Source organism: Falseniella ignava, assembly GCF_002847645.1.
Taxonomy (GTDB): Bacteria; Bacillota; Bacilli; order Lactobacillales; family Aerococcaceae; genus Falseniella; species Falseniella ignava.
The window spans coordinates 170,591-181,447 of the sequence record NZ_PKHE01000001.1; the positions used below are offsets into that span (position 1 = coordinate 170,591).

Sequence of the window (10,857 nt, forward strand, 5' to 3'; positions counted from 1 at the left end):
CTTGCTCCTTACATACTACTTAACATTAAGGCAATACCAATACCGAGCACTGAGGCGGTAATAATGGCTTCGACACTTCGAACAATCCCTGTTAGCAAATGCCCTGCGAATAAATCGCGAAAAGCCGCAGTAATGGCGAGCCCTGGGACGAGTGGAATCAACGTCCCAACAATTAACATATCTCGGTCAGTGACAAGCCCCAAATTTTCTAATAATAAAACTAAGAATGTAATCACAATCGAAGCGAAAAGATCATTAATAAATAATAGGCCAGTGTATTTTGAGACCAAGACTGAAACAACATAGCCAGCTGCTCCGATTGGAATAGCGGCAAGAAAGTCGTAATATGAACCGCCCATAATAATCATTAAGGTCGTTGAAGCAATCCCTGCGCAAATAATTTTCCACCAGAAAGGGAAATTGGGGGTATTAATGTCAACTTCTTGTAGACGATGATTTAATTCTTCTAATGTAATCGCATTGCTAGTGTATAGACGTGAAAGTTGATTGGTATTGGCAATGCGTTCGAAATTCGTAGAGCGTCGGCGCGCTTGTTGTAGCTGTGAACCAGTCAGGTCATTAAGACTTAGGAAAATACCGGTAGCAGTAACGTAACTTTCTGCATTTAAAAATCCAGCATGTCGACAGATTCTTAACATCGTATCTTCAACACGATAGGCTTCCGATCCGGATTCCATCATAATACGTCCTGCTAACAGAGCGGTGGTCAGGACTGTTTGTTTATATTCTTCGTTCATAATACCCTCCTGTCTGTTATCTATTATTCAAGATAATGTCTAATAAATCAATATCATAATGCAAAAGTTTACTTGAAAAAAAGACCAGTAAGTCGTCCCACTTACTGGTCATTATTTTATTGATAAAAATTAATGCGTGGATCAATCAAGAAGTACATTACGAGACCTCCCAAGGTCATTACAATGAATTCTGATAGTGCAAGCACACCGTAGGTTTGCCAGAAATAATTTTCATAGCCTAAGTGGATTAGCATCCAAGCGATAATAAACATGGTCGCCGTAAACACGAAGGTCATTACGATGTAACGAACGAAAAGGGGATGTTTAGCCTTTTCGCCCAGCCACTGAACGACTTTTTCACCTAACCAACGTGCAATGAGTAATGATATTAAAGTGTGGAACCCACCCACAACCACGTCCAACAGATTGGACTGTAGGAAATTGACAATCATTACACCAAGTGTAATTGAGTAGATATAGCGGCGATTATACAGGCCGATAAAATTCAGAGCTTCAGAAATACGAAACTGAATTGGACCATATGCGACAGGGGCAACGACCACCGTTAAAGCGATATACAATGCGGTAACTAAAGCGCCACGTACTAAACCTTGTGTCTGGTTAGTACCGTATGATTTTTGTTGATTTGACATATCCATTCTCCTTTATAGCAATGCTAGTAATAACTGCACCCAAAGGACGATGAGCAGTACTCTGCTGAAGTGGTGCAGTGTTGTAAGACAACATTCCTATTCTAACACTTTCACTATAAAAAGCAATCCTGATATTTTGATCACTATTTTTGTCGAATTATCCTGGATGTTGAAATCCAGATAGGTTTGTCGCTTGAATCCATTTAGAATCAGAAATCCAAATAGATTTGCCGCCTGAACCTATTTAGAATCTGAAATCCAAATAGGTTTGTCGCTTGAATCTATTTAGAATCTGAAATCCAAATAGGTTTGTCGCTTGAATCTATTTAGAATCTGAAATCCAAATAGGTTTGTCGCTTGAATCTATTTAGAATCTGAAATCCAAATAGATTTCCCGCCTGAACCTATTTAGAATCGAAAATCTAAATAGGTTCGCTAATCGAACTCTTTTAAAACAATGTAACGTCAAATTAATATGTTCAGCTGAAAAATAATGTTATAATAAGCGGGAATCAAGACTAAGGAGTGAAATTATGAAGAAATCGCTAGTTCGTATGATGGTCGGACTGCTAAGTGTAAATATGGTGTTAGCGCAAGCTAGCTCACTTGTATTAGCAACAGATGATGATAATGCTGTATCTGAGGTAGTTGATGGAGATGTACCAGCGGACCCTCCAGCAACGAATAATCCGGATGGAGGACAGGGTACTACCCCAGATAATTCAAACTCAGGTTCTGAAAATGATGGGACAAATCCAGACCCTGGTAATACTGATTCAAAAGATCAAGATTCAGAAAACCCAGATAATAAAGATTCGGAAAACAATACCCCAAATCCACCAGAGGAATCATCGAATGATAATTCAGACGGTGATAAAGACAAAGATAAAGACAAAGACAAAGATAAAGACAAAGACAAAGACAAAGATAAGGACAAAGACAAAGACGAAGATAAAGATAAGGATAAGGAAGACGACAAGGAAAAAGATACAACTCCTGCGCCGGAAACAACGCCGCGTCCACCGAGACCCCAACCTCCTGTGTATCAAGTACCAAATCCTAGCTACCAACAGCGGGTTGATGTACCGACTGCACCGGTAGAAGAGCCTGTACAGGAAGTTTCTTCGAATGAAGAATTATTGACGTATTTACTCGAAGAATCTCTTGGCAACCCTAACTTTGATAAAGTATGGGAAGTATACCGCGCCCTACACACTGAGTTTGAATTGGGAGACCTAGCTGATGCAAACAAAGGGTCCATCTATGAAGATATGTACGCATACCTTGAAGAGTTAGGTGAGCCTGAGGCGATAGAATCTGGTGAAGATGCGTTCCGGTTTATTTATACCGTGGACAATGAAATCGATCCAGCAGCTTATTTAGTATTAGATTTTAATGCGCAAGGTCACTGGGTTGGTGCAGGATTAAGCCAAGGCGAGTCAACAGAAACGGAAGGACAAGTTCATCCAGCATTCTTGTCACGCTTAGCGGATCGCCCAGTATCCGATTTGTTACGACAAGATATTATGGTTGAAAGCTTCTATCAAATAAAAGTAGAAGACACTATTTACACATCCGTATTGATGCCATCAGAAATGGAAGATCACCCGCATGAACTGATTGTGTTAGATCAAGATGTTATTCGCTCTCATGAAAGTATCTCTGAAGAAACAGTGACCCGCTATAGTTTCAATCAAGTAGCGGTCGAGCGATTGCGCGTTTATCTTTCTTCGATTACGGACTTCGTTGAAACAACTTTTGCTGAAGAGACAACGAGTGCAGAAGTTGAGCGTGATCCTGAGGCGCAGGAATTTTTAGCGAAATATGCTTTAGAAGGTGATTACGATCCGGAAAAATTAGTGGATGTTGAAGACGTAATGAATAATTACGCTAAACTGACTGCGCTTGTTGAAGAAGGCGAAAAAGTAACAGGAGCCCAAGTTGAAGAAATAATAGGTGAACCGACGGAATTTCAAGAGGCAGGTGAATACAAGTGGTATCAATACTACGGCTATTCAAACAAAAAAGTAATTTTACTAGAAATTACGGTAAGCCAAAACGATGATCAACTTGTATCGATTCGTCTGGAAAATCGGACCCCAGAACTCGATGGAGAGTTTGGCATTCAAGTTGATGAAATTGGTGAGTTAGCCAACCGCGGACTGACAGCGTTGAACTTAATTAACTCATTAAAAGAACCATCAATTGTTGAACACCAATATCAAGGGGATATATTGCAAGTCCGTTACTTATGGACACGCTTAGGAGATCCAGCTATCCGAAATATTGAGTTTCTAGATTATTTAGGGGAACAACAACCAGAGTTATTCTATTACGAAGCGAATCAGGCACAAGCGGATGAAACAACTCAAGAAGATGAGTAATTCTTAACGAACAATCGTTTACTAAGAGCATGACAACATGAATCGTCGTGCTCTTTTTCACATATTATATCGATAGAAGGAGAAAAAGATGTCGATTGAAATCAATAATTTGTCAAGCGGTTATCGGCGAATTCCGGTAATCAAACACATTAATGCCCAGTTATACCCGGGTGAAGTAGTCTCGCTTATCGGTTTGAATGGAGCAGGGAAATCTACTTTACTCAAAACGATTTTAGGTTTAATTCAACCTCTTGAAGGAGAAGTTTTATTAAATGGGATATCTTTATTAGATGATCAAATGAGCTATGCAGGCTCAATTGGGTATATTCCTGAAACCCCAATTTTGTATGAAGAGTTAACGTTGCGTGAACATCTAGAGATGGTTGCACTCGGATATCAATTACCATTAGGCCTTATTATGGAGCGAGCGCAACCGATGCTCGAAAAGTTTCGTCTTGCTGATAAATTGGATTGGTTCCCGACTCATTTTTCAAAGGGAATGAAACAAAAAGTTATGATTATTTGTGCGTTTGTAACGGATGCGACGATTTTTATCATTGACGAACCATTTTTAGGTTTGGACCCGGTAGGAATTCAAGATTTAATGAACTTGATGCGCCAGCGAGCAAAAGCTGGGGCAACGATTTTATTTACAACACACGTGTTGAGCATGGCCGATCAATTAGCGGATCGTTACTTATTGATGCGATCAGGTGAAATCGTTGCGGATGGAAATCTATCGCAACTTCAAGAACAATTCAAGTTACCTGGTGCAACGATGGATGAAATCTACTTAAAACTGGCCGAGGTGAATTAAGATGAACAACCTATGGTCGAAACGTTTAAAGAATTGGCTAAACGAAGTAGGGAAATATGCCAGATTAATTTTAAATGATCATTTTTCAATATTCGTCGTCATAATTTTATCTTTCTTAGGGTTATACTACCGTGAACTGATTCTCTTTCTTCAACTAAATTATTCGGAACCCACTCCTGGGTGGTTCTACTTAGTGATAGGAATTTTAATGCTATTAATATTGAAGGTAGGTTCCCCGTTATGGTTGACGCTTGCTCCAGACGCAAGTTATTTGTATCCGCAAGGAGCCCATTGGCGGCATTATTGGACAAAAGGAATTTTATTTGGGATGATTCTGCCAATTGTAGTAAATTGTGTTGTACTCGTTGTGATGTATCCAATCATCGCCACCGTCACCCCATATACCATCTCACAATGGCCCCTTTTACTCATACTTGTTATCAGTTTCCGATTTATTCAAGCCATGACGAATTATTTGACAACTTATCGACTGGGGTTAGCAAGATGGACGACCTCACCTTCACGTTGGATTCAAGTGATGCTGAGTATTATTTTTACCTGGGGTATTATTCACCCTACGAATGGGATGCTAGCAATCGTGCTATGTTTAGTTATTCTAATATTGTTAGCGGTGGATTGCCGTAATGTTTCTAGTTCATGGCCGCAATTCGATACCGTAGTGGACTTAGAAAGACAAAGACAGGCACAATTTTACCGTTGGGTAAGTATTTTTGCGGATGTCCCACAATTGGTACCGCCGATTCGATATAATTACTGTCTAGAGCGATTGATGCGTCCAATTCAGAGACTGAAAACGAGTCCGTACCATCTGATTTTTAGTCGTGCACTAACACGTAACGGGGCGTATAGCGGTGTATGGTTAAGAGTTATGATTTTTTTCGCCATCTTAATACTTTGCACGCAATCGTTCTTAATGCAACTTGCATTAGGGCTCGCGGGTCATTTACTTACGAGCATTCAACTAGTCAATCTATTAACGCGTTATGAATCCCATCCAATGATGCTGTTATATCCTAAAGATGGTCTAACAATGAACCCTTTATCCTCATTTCAGACTTGCTTGGTATATATTCTATTGGGCCAATCCCTTGTTTATCAATTGTCAGCCTACTTGACGCATTCGAGTCATTCTTGGTTGTTACTACCAATTTGGCTCCTAGTCGGATGGGTGTGGAATCGATGGTATGCTAGTTGGTGGTACCAGCGTCATCTTCGTCGTAGCCGAGTTAAGTAGGATTACAAAAGAGAAGCTACGAAAGGGTTAACAAAATAGTGAAACGGGTGTATACTGAAGAGAGTATGAAAGAAAGGGTGTTCAAATGGAAATCAATGAAAAATTGTTAGTCAAACTAACTGAAGCCAATGCGATTGCAGGTAACGAAGGCCAAGTGCGTAAACTATTTAAAGAAGAAGCACAACCTTACGCTGAAGAATTTCTAGAAGATGGTCTAGGAGGAATCTTTGCCCGTCATACAGGGGACAAAGAAGGGCCAAGAATTTTAATGGCTGCCCATATGGACGAGGTTGGGTTCATGGTCAACCGCATTACAGATAAAGGCTTCCTGCACTTTATCACGATTGGTGGATGGTGGAGTCAAGTTGTTCTAGCACACCAAGTAACGGTTACAACAAGTGACGGTAAAGAATATATTGGCGTGACTGGATCAAAACCACCGCATGTTTTGACACCAGAAGTGCGTAATAAACCGATCGATATTAAAGATGTCTTTATCGATGTGGGCGCTTCTTCTAAAGAAGAAGTCGAAGAAATGGGCATCCGTCCAGGAGATATGGTAACTCCTTATATTAAGACACGTCGCATGAACGATACGCCATTCTGGCTTGGTAAAGCTTGGGATAACCGGATTGGTTGTGCGGTAGCTATCGATGTATTACAGCATGCCCACGAAAATAAACATCCAAACATTCTGTTTTCTGGAGCCAACGTGCAAGAAGAAATTGGTCTGCGTGGTGCGAAAGTATCACCTAACTTAGTGAGACCAGATATTGCGATTGCTTTAGATACAGGGACTGCAGGGGACACGCCAGGTATGACGGCTCAAGAAGCAGATAGTGAATTAGGAAAAGGGCCTCAAGTCATTGTTTATGATGCGTCAATGGTAGGACATAAAGGGTTACGTGATTTTGTGATTGAAGTGGCAGAAAAACATGATATTCCATTCCAATATACCTTCATTCCAGGCGGTGGAACGGACGCAGGATCATTCCATACTTTACAAACAGGTATTCCATCTATTGCAATCACAGTTCCTGTTCGTTACTTACACTCAGAAACTTCAGTGATTCATGAAGATGACTACAAGAATACTGTACGACTTGTAAATGCAATTTTAGATGAATTAGATGCGGATGCCCTCCAACGTATCCGTGATAACGCATAGGGGGTCAAATTATGATTTTTGTCGATAATGGGCAGAATTACGATGCAGATTTAAATATTGCCTTAGAGACATATTTAGTAGAAAACAAATTAGTCGATGAACCGATTTTGTTATTCTATATCAATAAACCTTCGATCATTGTCGGCCGTAACCAAAATACGGCTGAGGAAATCAACCAGGCTTATGTTGATGAGCACGGCATTAATGTTGTCCGTAGGATGTCTGGTGGGGGAGCAGTTTATCATGATCTTGGGAACGTAAGTTTTTGTTTCATTAAAGATGATGATGGATCTTTCCGAGATTTTGCAAGTTTCACTAAACCGGTGATTCAAGCACTTCACAAAATGGGAGCGACAGGCGCTGTTTTAGAAGGGCGAAACGATTTACTTATCGATGGTAAGAAATTCTCTGGGAATGCGATGTATGCAAAAGATGGCCGAATGACAGCTCACGGAACAATTTTGTTTGATTCGGATTTAGACGAAGTAACGAATGCGCTTAAACCCCGCAAGGCGAAAATAGAGTCTAAAGGGGTCAAATCTATCCGGTCACGTGTTACGAATCTTAAACCTTATGTTTCAGAAGAGTACAAGGATTTAACGATTGAAGAATTTCGCGATCGCTTACTGTTAGAAATCTTTGGTGTTGACCGCCGTGAAGATGTCCCAGAATTAAAATTAACAGACAAAGATTGGGAAGGCGTTATGAAGATACGCGAAGAACGGATGGGTAATTGGGATTGGAACTATGGTCAGTCACCTGATTTCCAATACGAACAAAGCCATAAATTCCCATTTGGTTTTGTGGATGTTCGTTTTAATGTTCGCCAAGGTAAAATGCAAGATGTGCGTATTTATGGCGATTTCTTCGGGTTAGGCAATATTTCAGATGTGGAAGCAAAGCTTGAGGGCATAAAATACGAACGTCAAGCGGTGATTGAAGCACTGAAAGATGTCGATGTTGTCCATTATTTCGGCAAAACAACCGTAGAAGAAATTGTTGAATTAATCTTTGCCTAATTTAACTTTAAAATAAAAAGCGTGTCGCTCAAAAAAATGAGCGATACGCTTTTTGTGTTATGAATTACGAGAAAGCCTCAGGGAATAACTCTTCCAAGACCGCTTTACCAAGCAGGCGTGGTTCACCTTCGCCGGGATGGCGGTGAATAGTAATATTTGGATTATAATTCGCTTCGATAATAGCATAATTATGATTGTCTGCCGGTACAGAATAGTCCTCGATAATCATATCAACACCACAGAAGTGAGCATCGAGTGCTCGAGCTGCATTTTGTGCTAGGTGAATATAGGAAGGGTGAACGTCGTGGGTTCGGTCAATCGAAATCCCTCCGGTTGACACATTACTATTTTCGCGTAAGTGAACAATTTGTCCTGCTTCGGGTACCGAATCTACTGTTAAGCCTTGATGTTTTAATTGTAATATCTCGACAGAACCTAGCTCCAATGTGGTCATCGGCGCCATATGCTTGACACCTCTGAGAGGATTTTGATTTTCTTTTTCAATCAACTGTTGAATAGAAGATGTTCCATCCCCAATCACTTGCGCAGGTTGTCGTTCAACGATGCCCAGCACTTCATGATTCTGTAAATAAAATCGGAGTTCAGTTCCTTTGACATACTCTTCAATAATCACAGTATCATCTTCGGCCAAAGCCAAAAGAATACTTTCTTGGTATTCTTTTTCGTTCGGTTTATCAACAAAGATTGAAATACCAATACCGTAATTAGTATTCTTTGGTTTAATGACAAGTCCCGTATTCGGTAAGAGACTATAATATGCATTCGCAGCTTCAAAAGTGTTAAAGTTTTTTCCGTTAGGAACTCGAATATTATTTTGCGATAGAATAAATTTGGTAGCGACTTTATTCTCCATTGAGAAGTATGTAATCAATGAGTCTAAGCGTGTCATATTCGCATTGCGTACGAGTTCTTGTTGGTCTTTATAGGATAACTGTAAGAAATTATCTTGTTTATCAATAATATCTACTCGAATTCCTCGGCGAATCGCTTCCTTAAGGACATCTTGAGTAGATAACTCAAAATCCTCAAATCCATGAAGTAAGAAGGGTTGCTCTAACATTGTCTGTTGATGTTGTTGTGCTAAGGTAAGACCCATTTCTAAGTAGTCAGTTGAATCTGGTGTTTCAGTGACAATTTGCCCGGCCAAAGTGAGCTCCGGTTGGTCTAATGCTTGAATTAAATATTCACGTTTCGATGGCCAATAAGGTAATGATAGTTCTTGATTTACACGGTCCATTACTTGAATAATATGAAGTGCTTCTTCCTTGAAAGGACACGCATCTAATGGATGAGCTTCGGCGATTCGGTAGTTCATTTGATGACCTTCTACAACTTGGTTATCTTGGCGATCATCTTCTAAGAACAAGATAGAAATTAAGAAGTGACGAATAAAATTAATCGTTTCTTTATCAATTCCATATGGTAAATAAGGATTAATATCAATATTTCGAAATTCTAAATAACTAATTCCTTTTTTAAGAAGGTCGCGAGTCGGAGATGCGCCTCTTAAGCGAACATCCCGGTAAAGTTCTTTTTCCAAGTGTAGGTCGCCACGTTGTAAGGCGGCTTCAATCGTCTGTACAAAAGAGTATAAGTCTGTATAGTCCATTACAACAGTTTCTTTATTTTGATAACCATAACGACTTTGTCGAATAGAGCGCATTGGAATTTGATGCGGTTTACCATAAAAGTTAGTTGAATAATTTTCAGCGACATAAGGGCTAGCACCCAAGAAATAAGTTAAAAACCAACGGTATCGGAAATAATTACGAACCAAATGCATATAAGTCTCATTGTGATAGTCAATGAAAGATTCTTGCCCGCCATGTTGTTGATAATTAGCTTCGATAACATCGGGATTTAGCTGAAAGTTGTAATGAATTCCGGATATTAGTTGCACATGTTTTCCATAAAGTCGCGCAAGTCCTTCGCGGTAAGCATATTCTTTTTGGTTCGTTAATTGGGCAATCTTTATTTTAGTTGTATCAGTTGGAATACATGCGGGCATACTAAAAGGCCACAACAAATCTTGTTCTTCAACAATATCTTCGGACACAATTTGATGAGCTGCTTTTAGCCAGCTCATTAAATGATCTGCTGTATATTCAGGGGGTGTAATAATTTCAACTTGGCTTTCTGCGAAGTCGGTTTGGATATAAGGTTGATGATTACGAGTTCCCCAATCTTTACGGTGTGGATAAGAAGAAATTGTTCCGTCGGGTTGTACTCTTAAAGTTTCGCGCTCAATACCTAGAGTGCTATGCCAAAGTGGGGCGACTTGTTGAATCGAGAAAAAAGATTCGTTAAGTGTCATCGTGATACCTCCTATTAAAATGTTCATTGCTTCTATTATAACGATAGAAGAGAAAAAATAGGTAATAAAATGCAAATAATAATAAAATTAAAATAAAGGTATTGACTCCTTGAATAAGAGGTGGTAATATAGTTTTTGCATTCGTCGTTCAGGAAAACGAACGAAGAAAAATAATAATAAAATAATTTGAAAAAAGTATTGACTTCTCAAATTAACCTTGTTATTATATAGAAGTTGCTTCTTGGAGGCGACACAAGCTCATTGAAAACTGAACAAAGACAAACACACCAAATGTGAAAGGGTCCAACGCAAGTTGGAACAACGATAAATTCGAAACATAGTTGGAGGCAACCAATTAAAAAAACAAAAGCTAGTAAAATTTTTAGAGTCAATCGAGACTCATGATCTTTCATGAGAGTTTGATCCTGGCTCAGGATGAACGCTGGCGGCGTGCCTAATACATGCAAG

General features: G+C 39.6%; 8 protein-coding genes and 1 rRNA gene. 6 read left to right on the plus strand and 3 right to left on the minus strand.

The annotated features are described in order from the left end of the window. Positions 1-8: 8 nt before the first annotated feature. Both CYJ57_RS00905 and CYJ57_RS00910 read right to left on the minus strand, forming a co-directional pair. Positions 9-758: a threonine/serine exporter family protein gene (locus CYJ57_RS00905; protein WP_101953690.1), complete on the minus strand. Its 750-nt coding sequence runs from the start codon at positions 756-758 to the stop codon at positions 9-11. Positions 759-874: 116 nt separating this feature from the next. Continuing rightward, a complete protein-coding gene (locus CYJ57_RS00910; RefSeq protein ID WP_180764342.1) occupies positions 875-1,411 on the minus strand; it encodes a QueT transporter family protein in 537 nt (178 codons plus the stop codon). 533 nt (positions 1,412-1,944) lie between these two features. Here CYJ57_RS00910 and CYJ57_RS07785 point away from each other — a divergent pair. The 5 genes from CYJ57_RS07785 (at position 1,945) to lplA (ending at position 8,054) form a co-directional block, all read left to right on the plus strand. Continuing rightward, entirely contained in the window at positions 1,945-3,795 is a 1,851-nt protein-coding gene (locus CYJ57_RS07785) for a hypothetical protein (RefSeq protein ID WP_180764343.1), read from the plus strand. Positions 3,796-3,883: 88 nt separating this feature from the next. Next, entirely contained in the window at positions 3,884-4,612 is a 729-nt protein-coding gene (locus CYJ57_RS00925; protein WP_101953694.1) for an ABC transporter ATP-binding protein, read from the plus strand. A 1-nt stretch (position 4,613) separates the two neighbouring features. Then, a complete protein-coding gene (locus tag CYJ57_RS00930; RefSeq protein WP_101953695.1) occupies positions 4,614-5,867 on the plus strand; it encodes an ABC transporter permease in 1,254 nt (417 codons plus the stop codon). Positions 5,868-5,952: 85 nt separating this feature from the next. Then, positions 5,953-7,035: a M42 family metallopeptidase gene (locus tag CYJ57_RS00935; RefSeq protein WP_006700925.1), complete on the plus strand. Its 1,083-nt coding sequence runs from the start codon at positions 5,953-5,955 to the stop codon at positions 7,033-7,035. A gap of 11 nt (positions 7,036-7,046) precedes the next feature. Further along, positions 7,047-8,054 carry a lipoate--protein ligase gene (lplA, locus tag CYJ57_RS00940; RefSeq protein ID WP_101953696.1) on the plus strand — a complete coding sequence of 336 codons (1,008 nt, stop codon included), beginning with the start codon at positions 7,047-7,049 and terminating at the stop codon, positions 8,052-8,054. 64 nt (positions 8,055-8,118) lie between these two features. On the opposite strand, the gene gshAB is transcribed toward lplA, so the two are convergent. Continuing rightward, positions 8,119-10,389: a bifunctional glutamate--cysteine ligase GshA/glutathione synthetase GshB gene (gene gshAB / locus CYJ57_RS00945; protein WP_180764344.1), complete on the minus strand. Its 2,271-nt coding sequence runs from the start codon at positions 10,387-10,389 to the stop codon at positions 8,119-8,121. Between the two features lie 407 nt (positions 10,390-10,796). Here gshAB and CYJ57_RS00950 point away from each other — a divergent pair. Beyond that, a 16S ribosomal RNA gene (locus tag CYJ57_RS00950) occupies positions 10,797-10,857 on the plus strand; the annotation flags it as partial.

Bases quoted from the DNA above. Each gene is read 5' to 3' on its own strand.
- CYJ57_RS00905 (WP_101953690.1), bottom strand. From the start codon at position 758: ATGAACGAAGAATATAAACAAACAGTCCTGACCACCGCTCTGTTAGCA.
- CYJ57_RS00910 (WP_180764342.1), bottom strand. From the start codon at position 1,411: ATGTCAAATCAACAAAAATCATACGGTACTAACCAGACACAAGGTTTA.
- CYJ57_RS07785 (WP_180764343.1), top strand. From the start codon at position 1,945: ATGAAGAAATCGCTAGTTCGTATGATGGTCGGACTGCTAAGTGTAAAT.
- CYJ57_RS00925 (WP_101953694.1), top strand. From the start codon at position 3,884: ATGTCGATTGAAATCAATAATTTGTCAAGCGGTTATCGGCGAATTCCG.
- CYJ57_RS00930 (WP_101953695.1), top strand. From the start codon at position 4,614: ATGAACAACCTATGGTCGAAACGTTTAAAGAATTGGCTAAACGAAGTA.
- CYJ57_RS00935 (WP_006700925.1), top strand. From the start codon at position 5,953: ATGGAAATCAATGAAAAATTGTTAGTCAAACTAACTGAAGCCAATGCG.
- lplA (WP_101953696.1), top strand. From the start codon at position 7,047: ATGATTTTTGTCGATAATGGGCAGAATTACGATGCAGATTTAAATATT.
- gshAB (WP_180764344.1), bottom strand. From the start codon at position 10,389: ATGACACTTAACGAATCTTTTTTCTCGATTCAACAAGTCGCCCCACTT.